Annotated in this window: 17 protein-coding genes; all 17 read right to left on the bottom strand. The window is 39.8% G+C overall.

Annotated elements, in window-relative coordinates:
* Position 1: 1 nt before the first annotated feature.
* The 17 genes from truB to rpsB all read right to left on the bottom strand — a co-directional run bounded on the left by truB (position 2) and on the right by rpsB (position 20,300).
* Entirely contained in the window at positions 2–925 is a 924-nt protein-coding gene (truB, locus tag I585_RS19395) for a tRNA pseudouridine(55) synthase TruB (RefSeq protein ID WP_010740323.1), read from the bottom strand.
* Between the two features lie 217 nt (positions 926–1,142).
* The gene (locus I585_RS19390; protein ID WP_010740324.1) at positions 1,143–3,224 is read right to left on the bottom strand and encodes a cation:proton antiporter; all 2,082 of its coding nucleotides are present in this window, start codon (positions 3,222–3,224) and stop codon (positions 1,143–1,145) included.
* A gap of 4 nt (positions 3,225–3,228) precedes the next feature.
* Positions 3,229–3,519 (bottom strand): hypothetical protein, encoded by a 291-nt coding sequence (locus I585_RS19385; RefSeq protein ID WP_010740325.1) that lies wholly within the window; start codon positions 3,517–3,519, stop codon positions 3,229–3,231.
* A 123-nt stretch (positions 3,520–3,642) separates the two neighbouring features.
* Positions 3,643–3,990, bottom strand: coding sequence for a 30S ribosome-binding factor RbfA (gene rbfA / locus I585_RS19380; protein WP_010740326.1), 348 nt, complete (start codon positions 3,988–3,990; stop codon positions 3,643–3,645).
* A gap of 28 nt (positions 3,991–4,018) precedes the next feature.
* The gene (gene infB / locus I585_RS19375; RefSeq protein WP_016249958.1) at positions 4,019–6,775 is read right to left on the bottom strand and encodes a translation initiation factor IF-2; all 2,757 of its coding nucleotides are present in this window, start codon (positions 6,773–6,775) and stop codon (positions 4,019–4,021) included.
* Positions 6,776–6,787: 12 nt separating this feature from the next.
* A complete protein-coding gene (locus I585_RS19370) occupies positions 6,788–7,090 on the bottom strand; it encodes a L7Ae/L30e/S12e/Gadd45 family ribosomal protein (protein ID WP_034709432.1) in 303 nt (100 codons plus the stop codon).
* A complete protein-coding gene (rnpM, locus tag I585_RS19365; protein ID WP_010740330.1) occupies positions 7,083–7,379 on the bottom strand; it encodes an RNase P modulator RnpM in 297 nt (98 codons plus the stop codon). Before rnpM ends, I585_RS19370 begins: the two co-directional genes overlap by 8 nt.
* A 19-nt stretch (positions 7,380–7,398) precedes the next feature.
* Positions 7,399–8,565: a transcription termination factor NusA gene (gene nusA, locus I585_RS19360; RefSeq protein ID WP_010740331.1), complete on the bottom strand. Its 1,167-nt coding sequence runs from the start codon at positions 8,563–8,565 to the stop codon at positions 7,399–7,401.
* Positions 8,566–8,625: 60 nt separating this feature from the next.
* A complete protein-coding gene (gene rimP / locus I585_RS19355; protein WP_010740332.1) occupies positions 8,626–9,099 on the bottom strand; it encodes a ribosome maturation factor RimP in 474 nt (157 codons plus the stop codon).
* Positions 9,100–9,265: 166 nt separating this feature from the next.
* Positions 9,266–13,609 carry a PolC-type DNA polymerase III gene (locus I585_RS19350; protein ID WP_010740333.1) on the bottom strand — a complete coding sequence of 1,448 codons (4,344 nt, stop codon included), beginning with the start codon at positions 13,607–13,609 and terminating at the stop codon, positions 9,266–9,268.
* Positions 13,610–13,707: 98 nt separating this feature from the next.
* Complete coding sequence (gene rseP, locus I585_RS19345; protein WP_010740334.1) at positions 13,708–14,976, bottom strand: RIP metalloprotease RseP; 1,269 nt, start codon at positions 14,974–14,976, stop codon at positions 13,708–13,710.
* A gap of 227 nt (positions 14,977–15,203) precedes the next feature.
* Positions 15,204–15,998, bottom strand: coding sequence for a phosphatidate cytidylyltransferase (locus I585_RS19340; RefSeq protein ID WP_010740335.1), 795 nt, complete (start codon positions 15,996–15,998; stop codon positions 15,204–15,206).
* The gene (locus tag I585_RS19335) at positions 15,995–16,795 is read right to left on the bottom strand and encodes an isoprenyl transferase (protein ID WP_010740336.1); all 801 of its coding nucleotides are present in this window, start codon (positions 16,793–16,795) and stop codon (positions 15,995–15,997) included. The genes I585_RS19340 and I585_RS19335 overlap by 4 nt, the downstream gene beginning before the upstream one ends.
* A gap of 335 nt (positions 16,796–17,130) precedes the next feature.
* Positions 17,131–17,688: a ribosome recycling factor gene (gene frr, locus I585_RS19330; RefSeq protein WP_010740337.1), complete on the bottom strand. Its 558-nt coding sequence runs from the start codon at positions 17,686–17,688 to the stop codon at positions 17,131–17,133.
* A gap of 1 nt (position 17,689) precedes the next feature.
* A complete protein-coding gene (gene pyrH / locus I585_RS19325) occupies positions 17,690–18,412 on the bottom strand; it encodes a UMP kinase (RefSeq protein ID WP_010740338.1) in 723 nt (240 codons plus the stop codon).
* 127 nt (positions 18,413–18,539) lie between these two features.
* Positions 18,540–19,424 carry a translation elongation factor Ts gene (gene tsf, locus I585_RS19320; protein ID WP_010740339.1) on the bottom strand — a complete coding sequence of 295 codons (885 nt, stop codon included), beginning with the start codon at positions 19,422–19,424 and terminating at the stop codon, positions 18,540–18,542.
* A gap of 78 nt (positions 19,425–19,502) precedes the next feature.
* Complete coding sequence (gene rpsB / locus I585_RS19315) at positions 19,503–20,300, bottom strand: 30S ribosomal protein S2 (protein WP_010740340.1); 798 nt, start codon at positions 20,298–20,300, stop codon at positions 19,503–19,505.
* Between the last annotated feature and the right edge of the window lie 101 nt (positions 20,301–20,401).

Raw genomic sequence — 20,401 nt, 5'->3', positions numbered from 1 at the left:
GTTATACCTCGTTTCGAATCACTTTACTTGGCTTCAAAAGCCAATTTTTTTCTGGATGCAGTCCATAAAGACTGACTAACTGATTTTGATAAAAAAAGGCGATCAAATCGGCAGGCATTTTTTTCAAACCAAAATCTTTCATTGGCAGGACCTGCCCATTTTTCACTTTTTGCCAATCAACATCGGTCAGGTCAATCCGCGGAAAATCTTTCATCGCTTCTTCAATTGGTTGTAAGGCTTGATCAATTTGATCCTTTTCCATCAACTCACTGACCTGTGCTAAGGTGACTGCCTGTCCGACAGAAAACCCGCCGCTGGCCAGTCTCGTTAAATCAGACATGTGTGCAGGATATCCTAGTTTTCCGCCAAGATCTACCGCTAAAGTCCGAACGTAAGTCCCTTTGCCGCAGGTTACTTGAAACCGCCAGCTTTGCGTTTTATTTTCTTCATCATAGATAAGCTCAGTCGTGCGTTTGAAACTTTCGATCAGCACCTCACGTTCAGGTCGTTCGACTGTTTCACCTGCGCGGGCATATTCATATAAACGCTTGCCGTTTACTTTGACCGCTGAATACATCGGCGGAACTTGCTTAATCTTACCGATAAACGTTGCCATCATCTGATCAACTTCATCTTCTGATAAGGGCGAATCAACCATCTTGGTCTCTACAACATCTCCACTGCGATCTTCCGTGGTGGTAGAAAAACCTAAAGTGATTTCCCCTTCATAAATCTTCCCGCTATCCTGCAGATATTCGATTACTTTGGTTCCTTTTCCGATACAGATCGGCAGCACCCCATCCACATCAGGATCCAACGTTCCTCCATGACCGACTTTTTTAGTTTGTAGAATTTTTCTTAACTTGAAGACACAGTCATGACTCGTCATGCCGCGCTCTTTCCATAACGGCAAGATACCGTCCATCGCTGTTTCCTCATTTCATTTTATAATCAACGATCCCATTATAGCATAGCTGATCCGAGATTTGGCAAGCCAGCTTTTAGCTCATGAGCTTTTTAATCAGCTAAAAATAATGATGGCAATTTAGAACCTTATTAATCGTAAAAAGCAAACCTGTTTCTCGCACACTCAGAGAAAGGATCGTCACACAAAAAAAGAACCGACATTTAAAATGACGGTTCTAATAATTCTTTTCCTTTGCTCGCTTCTTTTGTCTCTGCCGGTTGATCACAAACGAAATACTTGGATCTGATGGCTGCCGCATAGCATATGATTCTAACTGATTCACTTGATGGCGATAATTATTCGCCGCAAAGTTAGTAATGTCTTCATCGACTTCGTATTTATCTATAATCTTTCTCTCTAGATAAAATCCGCGAATCAGCTCTTTGGCATAGAGCGGATCTTGTTGAATCAAATACGTTCCAAATAATCCATGCCCGCTAACCTGTTTCATCAGATTTTTACGCTCATCAACAAAGAAATCAATCAAGTCCGCATCATAAACATCTCGCAGGTTTTCCAAACTGTCCAATATTGCTTCACTGTTGCGTACAAAGATTTTTCTAAGTGACGAAATATCTTGATTATCAACCGTTTCTTTACGATTTTGCCGACGCTGCCAAAACATTTTCGGATGTAAGAGAACCCGAATGATGCGTCGTACAAAAATCAGCCAAAAACTAAGTAGTGACAACATCTGTTTTGTCACCGACTCAGATACATTTGAAATAAACCGCGAGTACAATCGATACGCACCCGAATCAATTTGGTGACGTCTGAAACTTTCATCCAAGCCATCTCGCTCAACTGAAATAATCAACGCTTGGATTTCTTGAAATTCCTGTTGGGCACTTTCAGGCATCGAATTATTGAAGACCAGCTGGATCCGACCTTGATAATTTGCGATGACCGCTAACATCGCAAAGCGTTCTTTTTCACTGAGATCCTTATTTTCCAGATCGTCGTATAGTTCACTGATTACTTCCCGTAAAATCAACATCAATTTTGGATCGGTTGGCGGCACAACTTCCCCTTCAGATAAGATGGGCAATAAAACCATACCGATGATTAGTGTTAGAAACGTCACACAGGCGGTAATGAACAGCAGCAGTGATCGTTCAGGAAATTCGATCCCATTGATCGTCGTTGGCAAAATAAAAATCGTGGCAATACTGACCGTCCCTTTGACTCCGCCAAAGGTTAATAATAATCGATCCCTTAATTGTGCATGACTCTTCTTCCAGCCCTGCGTCACTATATAAAAACCACTAACAAACAAGAATCGTAAAACAAATAGTAATGCTGTCAGCAACAAGACAATTCCCAAAAGATGGACATTTGAATAGTTCCGGCTATTCCAAACTGGTGAAAAGACTTGAGACAACTCAATCCCCAAGAAAACAAATACCAGCGCGTTCAACATGAAACTGATCGTACTCCAGGAACTCTCTGTCACATTCGATAATTGCGCCTCAAACAGATTGACGCGACGGAACCCAGTTGCCTGCAGCACACCGGTAACAACCGCTGCAATGATCCCGGACGCATGGAATAATTCGGCAATAAAATAAGCCACAAATGGCAAAATTAGTTCGATCAATAAATAGGCGGATACATCTTGAGCGGAAATTCGTTCAATAATTTTTATGATTTCATTTTTCACCCAAATGATTGCTAATCCAACCAATACACCGACAATACTGGATTCCAACAAGGAGATCGACGCATCAGCGGCCGAAAATTGACCAGTCAACAAAGCCGCAACAGCAAACTGAAAGGCCGTTACGCCTGTAGCATCGTTGATTAATCCCTCGCCTTCTAAAACATGCATCACTGATTCAGGAATATTTAAGCGCTTTGCCAGCGAACTTACCGCCACAGCATCGGTTGGCCCTAATGAAGCTCCGAAAGCTAAACAAGCAGCGATCGGGATCGCCGGCAAAATACTGTGTAAAACAAATCCTAGTCCAAATAACGTAAAAATGACACCGCCAAAGGCTAGTAGCAGGATCAACCCGAAATGCTTCAAAATTGATGGGATATCCGCTGTCTCTCCCTCACGAAACAACAAGGGAGCAATAATCATTACTAGAAAAACTTCGGGCTCAAAATTAATTGAACTACCTACTTCGGTCAATCCAAGAATAATCCCTATGATAATTTGGATCATAAAGATAGGAAAGGATGGAAAAACTTTTGCTAAAACATTTGATAAGGTAATGGAAATGGCTAAAATGATGATAATCTCAATTAGACCCACTCAATCACCTCTTGGAGCAATTCTCTTTTGCCTTAAATAATAATTTTAAGAACTCTCTTTTCTTACTAATTATGCGATCTTCCAAATCAGACAGTTCTTTCGATTCACCATCTAACGAAAGTTGTGCACGTTTGGTTTCCATACGTAACAAGTCATGCTTCATTCGTTCCAATTTACGAGAAGTTAAGACATTGATTCTTTTTATTTTTTGTTTAACGGCTTTACGTTCTTCAGGGCTCAAATTATCAAATTCTTTATGGAGCTCCTTCATCCGTTCTTCAAATTCAGTTGTCATTTTAGACTTTGCCTCCTTGAAAAATATCCAGCAAAAGGATTACTTACAAACTGCATACACTTTAACAGGATTTGTTAAATAATGCAAAAAAGAACCCGAAAAATTTTTCGGATTCTAACAAACTTATTCTTTATTTAAATCACGAATCATTTGATCAATCTTAGAACCATATTCAACGGATTCATCTAGTTCAAAAAACAATTCTGGTGTCTTATAAATCGACAAAGCATGGCCCAATTCACGACGAACCAAGCCGCTTGCTTTGTTCAATCCTTCTTGTGCTTTTTGCTTGTCTGAAGCTTTATCAGACAACAGGCTGTAATAAATCGTCGCTTGCTGCAAGTCGCCAGTGACATGAATATCAGTGATATTCACATCCTGGACCCGCGGATCACGAACCTTTTTACGTAAGATGTCATTGACCTCTTTTAAAATTTCTTGAGCGAGACGACGATCGCGATAATTTGGCATAGCGACTGCCTCCTTTATTGTTTAAAAATTATTTGGGTTTGATTTCTTCCATAATGAAGCCTTCAATCACATCATCAACTTTAAGATCGTTGAAGTTTTCAATCATAGCTCCACATTCAAAGCCCATTTTGACTTCTTTAACATCATCTTTGAAACGTTTCAAGCTGGCAAGTTTTCCTTCGAGGATGACAATGCCATCACGAATGATTCGAACTCCGCTATCACGTTGAATTGAACCTTCATTAACGTAACAGCCGGCAATCGTACCAACTTTAGAAACTTTATACGTTTCACGAACGGTCATTTGACCAGTAATTTTTTCTTCGTATTCAGGATCAAGCATACCCTTCATCGCTGTTTCGATTTCTTCGATAGCCTTATAAATAATCCGATGTAAACGAATATCTACTGTTTCAGCCGTTGCTTGTTGTTTTGCTTGCGGCGTAGGACGAACGTTGAATCCAATAATGATCGCATTACTTGCTGCTGCTAGAGTAACGTCACTTTCATTAATTGCACCTACTGCTGAATGGACGATCTTCACACGTACACCTTCAACATCAATTTTCTTCAATGAAGCAGCCAATGCTTCAGCAGAACCTTGTACGTCCGCTTTAATAATGACATTAACTTCCTTCAATTCACCCTCTTTAAGGGATTCGAATAGATTATCCAATGTCACACGCGCACTAGAACTACGGTGTTCAAGCAATGCACGTTTCGCACGTTCTTCACCTGCTGCACGAGCTGTCTTTTCATCATCAAAGATAGCGAAACGATCGCCTGCTTGAGGAACATCGTTCAATCCAGTAATTTCAACTGGTGTCGCCGGTCCAGCAGTTTTTTCACGACGACCAATATCGTTTGTCATAACTCGAACACGACCATAAGTGTTCCCAACAACGATTGGATCTCCGACTTTCATCGTTCCTTGTTGAACTAATAAAGTTGCAACTGGTCCTTTACCCTTATCTAAACGAGCTTCGATAACAGTTCCGATTCCATGTTGTGTTGGATCAGCTTTCAAATCTTCTACTTCCGCAACTAAAAGAATCATTTCCAATAGTTCGTCAATATTTTGGTTAAACTTAGCAGAAATTTCAACGAAGATTGTGTCGCCGCCCCATGCTTCAGGGATCAGTTCATATTCACTTAGCTCTTGCATCACGTGTTGTGGATTAGCACCTGGTTTATCAATTTTATTCACTGCAACGATGATTGGTACTTTCGCCGCTTTTGCATGGTTGATCGCTTCAATCGTTTGAGGCATTACACCATCATCAGCCGCAACAACTAAGATTGTAATATCTGTGATACTAGCTCCACGAGCACGCATACTTGTAAAGGCCGCGTGTCCTGGTGTATCCAAGAAAGTAATCGGTTTGCCGTTAATATCGATTTGGTACGCACCAATATGTTGGGTAATCCCACCTGCTTCTCCACTTGTTACACGAGAATGACGCAGAGTATCTAGTAAAGTAGTTTTACCATGGTCAACGTGTCCCATAATTGTAACAACTGGCGGACGAGAAACTAAGTTTTCTTCATTAGATTCTTCTGCATCAAAGAAACGGTCAATATCAGCGATATCGATTGTGACTTTTTCTTGAGGTTCAATCCCGTAGTCCGTAGCCAACAATTCAATCGTATCTTTATCCAATGGTTGGTTTTGGTTGACCATGACACCCATCATGAATAATTTTTTGATGATTTCAGCTGGTTCGCGGTGAATCTTCTTCGCGATATCTGCTACATTCATACCTTCTGTGTATTCCAGTACTTCTGGCAGTTCACGGAATTTACGCGGTGGTACAGCAGGTTTTTGGCTTTGTTGATACTTGCCTTTTTTACCTTTTTTATTGAATCTGTTTTTATTGCGATTTTGGTTACCACCAAAACTATTGTTACGGTTTTGGTTACCATAATTACTGCGATTTTGATTGCCGCCTTGGGTTGTGCCACCTTGGGTATTTGAACGTTGGCCTTGGTTTTGACGTTGTGCATTGTTTGCACTACCTTGTGTGTTTGAACGTTGCCCTTGGTTTTGACGCTGCGTATTATTCGCATTGCCTTGTGTATTTGGACGTTGCCCTTGGTTTTGGCGTTGTGCATTATTCGCATTGCCTTGTGTATTTGGTCGTTGGCCTTGGTTTTGACGTTGTGCATTATTTGTATTGCTTTGTGCTGGTCGTTGGCCTTGGTTTTGACGTTGTGCATTATTCGCACTGCCTTGTGTATTTGGTCGTTGGCCTTGGTTTTGACGTTGTGCATTATTCGCACTGCCTTGTGTATTTGGTCGTTGGCCTTGGTTTTGACGTTGTGCATTATTTGTATTGCTTTGTGTTGATCGTTGGCCTTGGTTTTGACGCTGCGCATTGTTTGTATTGCTTTGCGCTGGTCGTTGACCTTGATTTTGGCGTTGCGCATTATTTGTATTGCTTTGAGTTGGACGTTGTCCTTGGTTTGAACGGTTTGCGTTCGCTGAGTTATTCTGTCTATTATTTTGTGTCAAGTCTTTATTTCCTTTTCTATTCTGGAAATTTGGGTTGTTCTTCGAGCTCTTTCCATGGAATTTTGGTTTTTCGTGCTGGTTAGCTGATGGTTTTGCTTGAGTAGTTTGTTCAGGCTTGCTCGAAAAAGCTTGTTTCAATTTTGATTCGTCATCCCCAGATAATGAACCCATATGATTTTTTACATCAATACCTAAAGTATGTGCTTTCTCTACAACATCCTTACTTGATTGATCCACTTCTTTGGCAAATTCGTATACTCTTTTTTTTCCCATGCAATCACCTTCCTAACCTGTTATTAACGTCATAATTTTGTTGGCGAACCCTTGGTCTAAAACCCCGATAACTTTTCGCGGTTTACCAATTGCACCTAAAATTTCTCCTTGAGTAAATTCGACAAAACATGTCGCTTGATAATATTTGCTTTTGTCTGATACTTTTTTTTGAGTGTTTTCACTCGCATCAGTAGTAACAATCACGAGTTTCACCTTATTTCTGCGAATCTCGTTGATCGTCATTTCTTCCCCTGTGATCAGTTTGCCTGCACGCATTGCAAGGCCTAACATGTTCAAGGCCTTCTGTTTATTCATTGCCAAAGAGCTCTTTTCTGGCTTTTTGGTGCTTTACATAATCAAGTAGTTCTTGATAAAAATCATCACTTAAATCAGTACCCAGCGTGCGGTCTAGAATACGTTTTTTCCATGCTTCTTCAACTTCAGCAGGTTCTAACGCAACATATGCTCCGCGTCCTGGTTTTTTTCCTGAAGGATCAATCGAAACTTCTCCTTCTTTTGACTTAGCGATGCGAATCAATTCTTTTTTTGGGAACATTTCACCGGAAACAACCGATTTACGCAAAGGAACTTTTCTTTTTTTCATTTGCTGTCCTCCCATTTGCTTATTCTTCATTTTGTTCAGAAGTGTTATTTTCAACATCCTCTGTCATTTCTACAGTTGTTTCTTCCACTTCTTCGTCTGCTGCTGGTTCGATCTCTTCAACTTCTGTTTCATCATAATTTGCATAGAACTCTTCCATATCCGATTCAGATTTGATATCAATCTTGTGCGCTGTTAACTTAGCCGCAAGACGAGCGTTTTGTCCGCGCTTACCGATAGCTAATGACAATTGGTAATCAGGTACAACTACGGTACAAACTTTTGGATTATCAATATCGAAGATAACATCTTCAACTTGAGCTGGGTTTAAAGAGTTCGCGATGAATACTGCTGGATCTTCATTCCATTCAACAATGTCCATATTTTCGCCTTTTAGTTCATTAACGATGGCTTGGACACGTTGTCCTTTAGGTCCGACACATGTCCCCACTGGATCAATATTAGGGTCAGTTGAACGAACCGCTACTTTTGCACGATCTCCAGCTTCGCGAGCGATGCTTACGATTTCGACAATACCATCATAAACTTCAGGAATTTCTTGTTCAAATAAGCGGCGTAATAAATCTGGATGACTGCGGCTTACGAAAACTTGCGGTCCTTTTGACGTATTCTCTACACGAGATACATAAACTTTAATACGGTCATGTGGTTTATAATGTTCGTTGGGTATTTGATCTTGTTTAGAAAGAACCGCTTCAATTTTGCCTAGGTTGACATAGATATAACGATTGTCCTGACGTTCGACTACACCTTGCATAATATCCTTTTCATAGGCACTATATTCATTATAGATGATGCTGCGTTCTGCTTCGCGTACACGCTGCAAGATAACTTGCTTCGCTGTTTGAGCTGCGATTCGGCCGAAATCTTTTGGCGTAACTTCGAAACGAATTGTATCGCCGATTTCATACGCTGGATTGATTTTCATTGCATCTTTTAAAGAAACTTCTAATTGTGAATCCATTACCTCTTCTGTCACTTCTTTGACAGCATAGACATGAATGTCACCTTTCTTTTCGTTGAATTCAACTTCAACATTTTGTGATTGACCATAATGACGCTTATAGGCAGAGACCAAAGCAGCCTCCAACGCATCAATCACGATTTCTTTCGAAACACCTTTTTCTGCTTCTAGAGTATCCAGCGCATTCAGCATTTCTTTACTCATTTTGACTTTCCTCCTAGCTCGTACTAAAAAAACATTTTCTAAATAAGGGTGAGCAATAAATTAAAACTCGATCGCAAAGCGTGCCTTCGCGATATTTTTCCGATCAAAGACTATATCTTTAGTGCGTGTTTTGATTTTTACAGTCAATGTCAACTCATCTTCCGTTACTTCTTTTAAAAAGCCTTGGTATTGTTTTTCACCATCGACATTCTGGTATAAAGAAATATTGATGTATTGATTCATCGCTTTTTGGTAATCTTCTTCCTTTTTCAATGGGCGTTCGGCTCCAGGTGAAGAAACCTCAAGAAAATACGCCTGTGGAATCGGATCTGGATCAATCGAATCCAATTTATCGCTAAGTTTTTCGCTAACGAACGCACATTCTTCAATATCAATGCCGCCATCTTTATCAATATATACTCTTAAAAACCAGCTTTTTCCCTCTTTGACAAATTCAACTTCGACTAAATCAAAATTTTGTTCATCTAAAATTGGTGTTACTAAGTCAGTCACTGTTTCGACTACACTGCTCAAACTGTCGGCCTCCTTTATTCCATTAAAAAGAGTGAGCGAAAAATCCGCTCACTCACCATCAGTCTTTGATTACTTTGTTATAGTAGCACAATTCTACTGAAAATTCAACCTTGGTATTTTCATGGTGGAATTCTCTTTCATTTTAAAGCTGAATTTATCATTTTCTTTACATATCAAATAATGAAAGTTGATTTTCATCTGGCAAGTCTTTCAAGACACCATGAGTATCCATATACTCGATCAATGTCTTCGAAACTTTTCCGCGTGAAGCCAAATCTTCTTTTGACAAGAAAATGCCATTTTTTCGTGCTTCAACAATTTGTTTTGCTACGTTCAGTCCAAGTCCTGGAACAGCACGGAATGGCGCAATCAAAGTATCACCATCAATTACAAAATCTTGTGCATCCGATTTGTACAAGTCGATCATTCCAAAATGGAAATCACGTTCCAACATTTCATTACATAATTCTAAGACGGTCAATTGATTCTTTTCTTTCGTTGAAGCATCCATTCCTTTGTCAGTGATGGCTTTCATTGCAGCTTTTACTGCATCTTTTCCTTTTGCCATTGCGACTAAATCAAAATCATCCGCCCGAACAGAGAAATAGGCACAGTAATACAGGATTGGAAAATAAACTTTAAAGTATGCTACCCGTAACGCCATCAACACATACGCTGCCGCATGGGCTTTCGGGAACATATACTTGATTTTTGAACAAGAATCGATATACCAATCTGGTACATTATTTTCCTTCATAGCTGATAAATAGGTTTCGCGCAATTCATCATCTATTTTATTCCACTGCCCTTTACGAACCGTCTCCATAATTTTAAAAGCCATACCACTATCGAGCCCCGCATGAATCAAGTAAACCATGATGTCATCCCGACAACCGATAACTTCAGCTAGGTTTGCTTCGCCACGACTGATTAATTCTTCAGCATTTCCTAACCACACATCCGTACCATGAGACAAACCAGAAATTTGCAATAATTCGGCAAAAGTTGTTGGGCCCGTTTCTTCCAACATACCACGAACAAAACGTGTACCAAATTCAGGAATTCCTAATGTCCCGGTTTTAGAATAAATTTGGTCAGCCTCAACACCAAGAACCTGCGGACCGGCAAAAATTTTCATTACTTCCGGATCATCTGTAGGTATTGTTTTTGGGTCGACCCCCGATAATTCTTGCAGCATACGAATTACGGTCGGATCATCGTGTCCAAGAATATCTAGTTTCAGCACATTGTCATGGATTGAGTGGAAATCAAAGTGAGTTGTTTTCCACTCAGAATTTTGATCATCAGCTGGGTATTGGATCGGTGTAAAATCATATACATCCATATAGTCTGGAATAACGATAATCCCACCCGGATGCTGTCCGGTTGTTCGTTTCACACCCGTCGCACCTTTTGCCAAACGGTCAATTTCAGCATTGCGGAAATGCAGATTATGATCTCGCTCATAACCCTTTACAAATCCATACGCTGTCTTATCAGCAACCGTACCAATCGTTCCAGCACGATAAACGTAATCTTCACCAAATAGAACTTTCGTATAATTATGGGCCTCCGCTTGATAATCACCGGAGAAATTCAAATCGATATCGGGGACCTTGTCTCCATGGAATCCTAAGAACGTTTCAAATGGAATATCGTGTCCATCTTTATTCAGGCGTGCACCACATTTAGGACAAGCTTTTTCCGGCATATCAAAACCAGAACCATAGGAACCATCTTCAAAGAACTCCGAATATTGACACTCAGGGCAATAATAATGCGGCGGCAATGGATTCACTTCGGTAATCCCAGTCATCGTTGCCACAAAACTTGAGCCAACTGAACCACGAGAACCCACTAAATAGCCATCGGCATTACTTTTATGCACCAGTTTTTGTGAGATCAAATAGATAACCGAAAATCCGTTACCGATAATCGAGGTTAATTCTTTTTCCAAGCGTTTTTCGATAATATCTGGCAATGGATCCCCATATAATTCACGCGCGCGGTTATAACTTAAGTCTTTGATTTCTTCTTCCGAACCTGGAATTTTAGGTGTGTATAAAGCATCCTTGACTGGAATGATTTCTTCACAAGTTTCGACAATCTTGTCTGGTCCATACACAACAATTTCTTTTGCCAACTCAGGACCTAAGAAACTAAAGGCCTGCAGCATTTCATCCGTTGTCCGGAAATGAACATCAGGTAAGCTATGGCGATTTAATGGGTTGGCTCCTCCCATTGAACTAACTAGAATCTTCCGATAAATAGCATCCTCCTTGTTCAGGTAATGCACATCTCCAGTAGCGACCACTGTTTTATCCAGATCTTTTCCAATCTGAATCAGGTTTCGCAGGATATCTTCTAAATCCGATTCATTTTTTACTAGCTCTTGTTCGATCAAGGGGGCATAAACAGCTTTGGGCATGACTTCAATATAATCATAAAAGGCTGCACGATTTTTCGCCTCTTCGACCCCTTTTTGCATCATTGCTTCAAAGATCTCACCTTGTGAGCAAGCAGAACCGACCAAAAGGTTTTCACGCAATTTATTTAGTTGTGAGCGGGGAATCCTCGGCACACGCTCGAAATATTCGATATTCGACATCGAAATCAGTTTGAATAAATCTTTTAGACCATCCTGATTCTTCGCTAAAATTGTGACATGAAATGGTCGTGCACGTTTATATGAATCTCCTTCACCCACGTGATCATTTAGTTGATCATGATAGTTCATGTCGTGTTTCTCAATTGCTTCCTTAACAAAAATCCACGCGAGATGTCCCGTAGCTTCCGCATCATAAACTGCTCGGTGATGTTGTTCCAAATTGATACCAAACTTTTTCGTCAAGACTCCTAGTCCAAAACGCTTATACTCTGGATATAAGAAACGTGCCAATTCCAGTGTATCAATTACCGGGTTAGGTGTTTCCGGCATACCATGACGGACATACGTAGTGTTGATAAAACCGATATCAAAAGTCGCATTATGGGCGACTAAAATTGTGTCTTCACAAAATTTTTCAAATAATTCCATGACTTCTTTTTCAGGTTTTGATCCTCGAACCATTTCATCAGTAATACCAGTCAAATTAATGGTCGTCTCTGATAAGGGATGTCCCGGATCAATAAATTCTTCAAAAGTATCGATGACATTTCCTTTGTGCATCTTGACCGCGGCCAATTCAATGATTGTATCGTAAACCGCTGACAGCCCAGTGGTCTCCACGTCAAAAACAACATATGTCGAATCAGTTAGAGATTCATGAGCACTGTTGTAAGCGATAGGTACACCATCAGAAACAACATTCGCTTCAACTCCATATAAAATTTTGACGCCGGCTTTTTTCCCCGCCGCATGAGCATCAGGGAATGACTGCGCACCGCCATGATCTGTAATCGCAATCGCTTTGTGTCCCCATTTACCTGCTTGAGCCACTAAATCACTAGCACTGCTGATAGCATCCATAGTACTCATATTGGTGTGCAAATGTAATTCGGACCGTTTTTCTTTCGCTGTATCTTGCCGTTCCGGATGCTTCACTTCTTGAATGTCCTGTGCATTCATAACCAGATCTCGCATGAAGGTATCTTCTTGTACACTTCCGCGTACACGAATCCAACTATTATTGGCGATCGCATCAAATATCTGCTCATCTTTTTCACCATTAGAAAATTTCTTTACTACAAAAGATGAAGTGTAATCCGTCATTTTAATAATCAGGATTTTACGTTTTGATCGCAGTTCACGTACTTCTTTATCAAAGATAAACCCTTCGATCGTGATCCTGCGTTCTTCTTCGATAATATTTCCCATCGGTGTAATTGCTTCATCCGCAGGTATATTGCGGCCCATTTGAACTGGTCCATCGAAATGACCAGCACTTTCCTTCTTCTCTTTTTTCTTTGATTCGTATTGAGCTAAGCTAGCCGCAGCTTGCTCCTGCATCGCTTGAGCCTGTTCTTGTTTTCGAACTTCGAACTCTTGCAGCTTTTTATCAGCTTGTTCCTTATCAACTTCAGGATCAATTCGCAGATGCGGGAAACCATAAGAAACTAAGTTTTCTTCTATTAAGGGTAAATATTGTTGCCTCAAAAATGGAATGACTGTCTCATTATCAATCAATAGGACAATCCGTTTCCCTTGAATTAACGGTAAAGTCTTGCTTAATACTTGTTTCACTAATGGCGTATCACAGTCTTGTTCATTCAAGGCCAACTGCCAATAGTTCTGCAATAGTTCTTCTTCAAATTGACCGTCTTCTGGTATGATATGTAGTTTCACCTTTGCAATCGATTGAAAGGCAAGTTGCAACTTTTGATGAAATGAGTTAAACAAATTTGCTGGTAAAATTTTAGGGGTTTGAATAAAAAATTCCCATACACGAGATTTTTCATGAACAACAACTTCTTTAATCTCAGAAGTTTGAATCATTAAATGCTGTTGCTCTGTCTCGGGCAATTCAATTTGTCGTAATAAATTTTCGAATAGCTCACGATTTTTAGACAAAATGACATCTCCTTCACTTTTTCAAGTATGTTCCAGTATACCTGTTTTTTTTTATGATTGCATTAGAAAAAGGATCGAAAAAATTTCGATCCTTTCATTTAAAAAAAGAAGCGTTGAATATCGTTCCATGTGACTAAAATCATCAGAAGCATGATAAACCCAAAACCAATCATGGTAATCATACCCTCTTTATCTGGGTCTAACGGTTTCCCACGAATCCCTTCAATCAGATTCAGTAAAATTTTTCCGCCATCAAATGCTGGAATCGGTAGTAAATTGACGATGCCTAAGTTAACTGATAAGAGCGCCATCAAATAAATGACTGTCTTGATTCCTGCACGCGATGCTTCCGCGGACATTTGATACATCATAACAGGTCCACCAAGCTTATCTAGACTAAATCCAGTGAAAAGCGAACCTAAGGCACCAAAAATTCTTTTAACCATATCCCATGATTGAGTTACTCCCCCAACGATCTTATCACCAAAACCAGTTTTCATGTACGGGGTTACACCAATTTGCCCAACCTTTTCACCATTGCTTTTGACACTTTTCGGGGTTAATTGGACCGTTTTCTCTTTTCCGTTGTGTTCGATGACCATTTTTAAATCTTCACCTGGTTTTTTCGTAACTGTACTCGTTAAGTCATCCCAGGAAGAGATTTTTTTACCATCAACTGAAAGAATTGCATCATGATCCTTTAGACCAGCAGCAGCAGCCGGACTGTCTGCCTGAACCGTTCCAATTTGATTCGTATTGTAATCCGCAACTCCACCCTGTAAAAAGGCCAGTGCAATAAATAATATGACTGTCAAAATAAAGTTGTTCATCGGACCGGCAAAGTTGGTTAAAATGCGTGAGCCTAACTTCGCAGACTGAAATTGCACATCCCGTGGCGCAATTCGAACTTCCGTGCCATTCTCCTCAATCACTGTAGCATCATGTTGTACCTTGTAAGTAATTTTCTGACTCTCGTCACCATTTACGTATCCTCTGATAATCAAATCGTCGACTAGATCAGCAGAGATCAATTCCATCGGTATACTATTAGGCAATTGAATTTTTTTACTTACATTGATTCGCCGTACTTCATCATCAGAAGTCAATTCAACCGATAATGGCAATCCTGGACTAAGTTCAGTCTCTTCATCCTCTAAACCAGCCATTCGAACATACCCGCCGATTGGCAATAAGCGTAATGTATAGGTCGTACCATCTTTTCCCATATGAGCAATAAGTTTTGGCCCCATGCCGATTGAAAATTCTCGAACTAAAATCCCTGAACGTTTTGCAAAGAAAAAATGTCCGAACTCATGAACAATAACAAGGACACCAAAAACGATTAAAAACGTAATAATCGTACGCATAATTTCCCTACCTTCACTAATTTCTTAGAGTTAGTTTATCACAGTATCAAAAAAATATATCCTTTTCTCGTTCTTTTCATAGAAAATTTAAAAAAAGCTCCGAATAACTTCAAAGCTCTCTTTTCAACTTTTGTTAATTGCTGATTAGATTACTTTTTAGCTATCAGAACCTAATTAATAAAGGCACCCGTTCAACTAAGTACAAAAAAAGAGCGATTCCGCTCTTCTTAAAACACTCCTAATAGATGCATCATTGGAAAGACGAACAGCATACTGTCAAAGCGATCCAAGATACCTCCATGTCCTGGTAAGATATTGCCAGAATCCTTTACACCATAATGACGCTTAATCGCAGATTCAACCAAATCGCCAAATTGACCAACAATCGAGAAAATAATTGTAAAAATAATCATCGTCACTAAATTGTGCTGAAAAACTTGCGGTTGGACTAAGAAAAATACTACCGCAACAACCACTGAACTGACGATTCCGCCAAGCGCCCCTTCGATAGTCTTATTCGGTGAGATATCTGGCCATAACTTGTGTTTGCCGATTTTCCGGCCAACCATGTAAGCTCCGATATCTGTCGCCCAAACGATAAAGAAAGCAAAAAGCAATATTGCTAGACCGTCAGCTCGTGCTGTTACTAAATTTTGAAAACCAACACCAACATAAAGACTCGCCACAACCGGAAAACCAGCCTCGTCTATAGTATACGTATTTTTTGAAATAACAGAAAATCCTAGAATAATCATTACTGTTAAATAAAATAATAGAAAATTACTGTTATTCCCGCTTAAGAAGGGCATCCATCTTTCTGCAGGTAAAACCAAAAATACTGCCCCTAGGATTGACAATACACCCTCAAAACTCAGAATTGCAAGTCCCTTCATACGGAATAATTCATATACACCAATTCCCGCTAAAACGGCCGCCGCTAATTCTACCGCAATCCCGCCAATATACAAAATTGGAATAAAGATCACTAATGCGACGACCGCAGTAATGACTCGCTGTCTCATTTTTTATCCTCCTTTTTCAAGCCGCCAAAGCGCCTGTTCCGCTGTTGGAAAGAGGCGATCGCCGTTTCCAAGTGTTCACCGTCAAAGTCAGGCCACAATGCTTTAGTAAAATATAATTCGCTATATGCTAGCTGCCATAGCAAGAAATTGCTGATACGTTCTTCTCCGCTTGTGCGAACAACTAATTCGGGGTCGCGTAATTCCTTTGGTAAAAATCCCGTCATTAAATGCTCCCCTACAACATCATCCGTAATTCCTTCGACAGCCAATTCGTCATTCTTAACTTCCTCAGCCATTTGTTGGATCGCCGTAATGATCTCAGCACGGCTGCCGTAGTTCAAAGCAAAATTTAAAACTAAGCCGTCATTTTGCGCTGTTTGCTCGATTGCACGTTTCACTGCATCCTGCGTATGAGTAGGCAAATATTCTTCGTATCCCATTACATGAACCTGTACATTTTCCTCAATTAATTCCGGAACAAAGGTGTCAAAAAAATCCACCGGCAATTGCATCAAAAAGTTCACTTCTTCTTCCGGGCGCTTCCAATTTTCTGTCGAGAATGCATACAAAGTTAGTACCTTTACGCCTAAACGATTCGCATGTTTCGTAATCTTTTTGACCGTTTCCATGCCCTCTTTATGGCCTGCTATTCTTGGCAGGCGGCGATTCTGTGCCCACCGTCCATTACCATCCATAATGATTGCAATATGTTTTGGGACAGCACCTTCAGGATCAAAAACGAAGGACGTTTCTTCCGGTGTATATTTTTGTTTTTGTGGAAAAAATCGCAATACCATGTTTTCCCTCCTCTATTAAAATACAAAATGAAAATACTTTTGAAAAGTCATCTGCCATTATAACAATAAAATGCAGTTATTCCTACGAAAATTAAAGACCTTTAGGCTTTTTCAATTTTTTTTAATCGATTATTTTTTCAGAAAACTCTCTCTTTATGCAGTAAACTCTTAATCATGACCTTATTATCCAGACAACCTTATCGAAACATCCATGATTTAAGAGCTGTGTAAAAATTAAGTATTTGTTGGAATTTTTTATAATATACGCTTCTTCTATCAGGTTGAGGAAAAAAAGAAAAAAGCCCGAAGAATACTCTTCAGGCTTGAGTAGTAAATTAAACTTCTAATAATTCTTTTTCTTTTTCAGCAACAATTTGATCAAGAGCTTTGATATTATCATCTGTCAACGCTTGAATATCTTTTTCAAGATCGCGTAAATCATCTTCTGTCAAATCGCCATTTTTTTGTTGCTTCTTGTAATCGTCCATTGCATCGCGTCGAATGTTACGAACAGCAACCTTAGCACCTTCAGATTCTTTTTTTACTTCTTTAGCCAATTCTTTACGTCTTTCCTCTGTTAATTGAGGAATTACAAGACGAATTACATTTCCATCATTCGCTGGGTTCAACCCAATATCACTAGCCATGATTGCTTTTTCAACGTCACCAATCATATTTTTATCAAACGGTGTAACCATTAATACACGTGCTTCTGGTATTGTGATTGATGCCATTTGATTAACCGGCGTAGGTACACCGTAGTAGTCAACAGTGATACGATCAAGTAGGCTTGCGTTCGCACGACCTGCACGAATTTGACCTAATTGACGTTGTAAAGCTTCTTGGGCCTTCTTCATCTTGTCTTTTGCTTCATTCATTACTACATCTGCCATGTTATTTCCCCCTTACAGTTGTCCCGATATTTTCACCAAGTACAACACGTTTAATATTTCCTGTTTCATTCAAGTTAAAGACAACAAGTGGAATATCATTGTCCATACTCAATGAGCTTGCCGTTGAATCCATGACTTGTAATCCTTTAGCAATCACATCTAAATGAGTCAATTCTTCATACTTCACTGCATTTTCATCAAGTTTTGGATCAGCCGAATAAACACCATCAACATTGTTTTTCGCCATCAAAATAACATCCGCATTCACTTCTGCTGCTCTCAATGCCGCTGTCGTATCCGTTGAGAAGTAAGGATTCCCAGTTCCACCTGCAAAAATCACAATACGTCCTTTTTCAAGGTGGCGTTCTGCTTTCCGACGAATATATGGTTCAGCGATTTGACGCATTTCGATTGATGTTTGAACGCGTGTTGGCACATCGATATTTTCCAACGCATCCTGTAAAGCTAGTGCATTCATTACAGTAGCTAACATGCCCATATAATCTGCTTGTGCACGTTCCATTCCCATTTGAGCACCGATTTGTCCGCGCCAGATGTTTCCACCGCCAACGATGATTGCCATCTCGATCCCTAAATCATGTACTTCTTTGATTTCTTCAACAATTTCTTGGATCACTGGCGGATTAATACCAAACTTTTCATCGCCTGCCAAGGCTTCCCCACTAAGCTTCAATACTACACGTTTATACTTTGGTTCATTCATCACAATACCTCCACTGTCACTCTATTGATATTTTATCATACTCTGTCTTTGAAGCGAGTCAAAATTGAATTTGCTTAAAAAAAGGGAGCGCACATGCTCGTGCGTTCCCGACTGCTAAAAAGCAGAATTATTTTTTAATTTGGCTCATAACTTCTTCAACAAAGTTATCTTCACGTTTTTCGATACCTTCGCCGACTTCGAAACGAACGAAGCTTGCAACTGTAGCACCTTTAGAAGATACATATTTTTCAACAGTCATATCAGGATCTTTGACGAAAGGCTGATCAACCAAAGCGATTTCTGCTTTGAATTTATTTAAACGGCCAATAACCATTTTTTCAACGATATTAGCTGGTTTGCCTTCATTCAATGCTTGTTCAGTTAGAACTGATTTTTCATGTTCTAATTCTGATTCAGGAATTTGGCTTTCGTTTACATAACGAGGGTTGATTGCAGCAACGTGCATTGCAACGTCTTTTGCAACTGATTCGTCAGTTGTACCATTTAATAAAGCTAATACGGCAATACGTCCACCCATGTGCAGGTAGCCGCCAAATGCTGCGTTATCTTCTTTTTCAACAATTTCAAAACGGCGGAAATTGATTTTTTCACCGATAACTTGTGTCGCTTCGATTAATGCAGCTTCTAAAGTTTCACCTTTAGCAGTTTTTAATTGCATCGCAGCATCCATGTCTGCTGGTTTGTTTTCGGCAACTAATTCAGCGATCTCTTTTACTAGGTTTTGGAACATTTCATTTTTAGAAACGAAATCTGTTTCAGAGTTCACTTCTACGATTGCCGCAGTATTTCCGTTGACTGCAACTGAAGCTAAACCTTCAGCAGCGATCCGGTCATTTTTCTTAGCAGCTTTAGCCATACCTTTTTCACGTAAAAGATCAACAGCCTTTTCCATTTCGCCTTCTACTTCTACCAATGCTCGTTTAGCATCCATCATACCTACGCCTGTCATATCGCGTAGTTCTTTTACCATTTTAGCTGTTACGTCTGCCATTTTAAAGGCCTCCTTATTTTTTCTAAAAAAGCTGCTTCAAAGGATTTTATTTACTTTGAAGCAGCATATGCTGCGAAATTATTCAGCTGATTCAGTAGAAGCATTTTTACCTTCTACTACATCAACGATTTCTTCGATTGAAGTTGCTTGTCCGCCATCTTCAGCTACGAAGTCTGCTTCTGCTACTTGATCTTCTCCTTGATTACCTTCGATGAAAGCATCAGCCATTTTTGCAGTGATTAATTTCACAGCACGAATAGCATCGTCATTTGACGGGATAACCACATCAATTTCATCTGGATCGCAGTTTGTATCAACCATAGCAACGATTGGGATGTTAAGTTTTTGAGCTTCTTGAACAGCAATACGTTCTTTACGAGGATCAACAATATACATAACATCTGGGATGCGAGGCATATCAGCAATACCGCCTAAGAATTTTTCTAAACGTTCACGTTCTTTGTTCAAACCAACAACTTCTTTTTTAGGTAATACTTCGAAAGTACCGTCTTGTTCCATAGCATTGATTTGTTTCAAACGAGAAATACGTTTTTGGATTGTATCCCAGTTAGTTAAAGTTCCACCTAACCAACGATGGTTCACATAATATTGACCAGCGCGGATAGCTTCTTCTTTAATTGCATCTTGAGCTTGTTTTTTAGTACCTACGAACAACGCAACGCCACCATCTTCAGCAACATCTTTCATATAGTCGTAAGCTGCATCTACCAATTTGACTGTTTTTTGCAAGTCAATGATGTAGATTCCGTTTCTTTCTGTGAAGATGTATTTCTTCATTTTTGGGTTCCAGCGACGAGTTTGGTGACCAAAGTGTACGCCGGCTTCTAGTAATTGTTTCATAGACAATACTGACATTTGTGTTTCCTCCAATTGGTTTTTTGTTTTCCTCTCCTGCTCTCTTCTTTGCAAGGAACTGACAAGCAGCACCGCCTTACAAATCAAGCCAAGATGTGGAT

The sequence above is a fragment of the Enterococcus malodoratus ATCC 43197 genome, assembly GCF_000407185.1.
Classification (GTDB): domain Bacteria; phylum Bacillota; class Bacilli; order Lactobacillales; family Enterococcaceae; genus Enterococcus_A; species Enterococcus_A malodoratus.
Note: the sequence above shows the minus strand (reverse complement) of the source record. Positions and strands in the feature narration are given on the sequence as shown.

What these genes read in the sequence shown, in the direction of transcription:
- nusA (WP_010740331.1), bottom strand. Translation starts at nt 8,565, where the DNA reads ATGAGTAAAGAAATGCTGAATGCGCTGGATACTCTAGAAGCAGAAAAA.
- rseP (WP_010740334.1), bottom strand. Translation starts at nt 14,976, where the DNA reads ATGCGTACGATTATTACGTTTTTAATCGTTTTTGGTGTCCTTGTTATT.
- I585_RS19340 (WP_010740335.1), bottom strand. Translation starts at nt 15,998, where the DNA reads ATGAGACAGCGAGTCATTACTGCGGTCGTCGCATTAGTGATCTTTATT.
- infB (WP_016249958.1), bottom strand. Translation starts at nt 6,775, where the DNA reads ATGGGAAAAAAAAGAGTATACGAATTTGCCAAAGAAGTGGATCAATCA.
- frr (WP_010740337.1), bottom strand. Translation starts at nt 17,688, where the DNA reads ATGGCAGATGTAGTAATGAATGAAGCAAAAGACAAGATGAAGAAGGCC.
- rbfA (WP_010740326.1), bottom strand. Translation starts at nt 3,990, where the DNA reads ATGCCAAATTATCGCGATCGTCGTCTCGCTCAAGAAATTTTAAAAGAG.
- rpsB (WP_010740340.1), bottom strand. Translation starts at nt 20,300, where the DNA reads ATGTCAGTATTGTCTATGAAACAATTACTAGAAGCCGGCGTACACTTT.
- pyrH (WP_010740338.1), bottom strand. Translation starts at nt 18,412, where the DNA reads ATGAATGAACCAAAGTATAAACGTGTAGTATTGAAGCTTAGTGGGGAA.
- I585_RS19370 (WP_034709432.1), bottom strand. Translation starts at nt 7,090, where the DNA reads ATGAATAAACAGAAGGCCTTGAACATGTTAGGCCTTGCAATGCGTGCA.
- I585_RS19385 (WP_010740325.1), bottom strand. Translation starts at nt 3,519, where the DNA reads ATGACAACTGAATTTGAAGAACGGATGAAGGAGCTCCATAAAGAATTT.
- tsf (WP_010740339.1), bottom strand. Translation starts at nt 19,424, where the DNA reads ATGGCAGACGTAACAGCTAAAATGGTAAAAGAACTACGCGATATGACA.
- I585_RS19335 (WP_010740336.1), bottom strand. Translation starts at nt 16,795, where the DNA reads ATGGTATTGCGATTTTTTCCACAAAAACAAAAATATACACCGGAAGAA.
- truB (WP_010740323.1), bottom strand. Translation starts at nt 925, where the DNA reads ATGGACGGTATCTTGCCGTTATGGAAAGAGCGCGGCATGACGAGTCAT.
- rnpM (WP_010740330.1), bottom strand. Translation starts at nt 7,379, where the DNA reads ATGAAAAAAAGAAAAGTTCCTTTGCGTAAATCGGTTGTTTCCGGTGAA.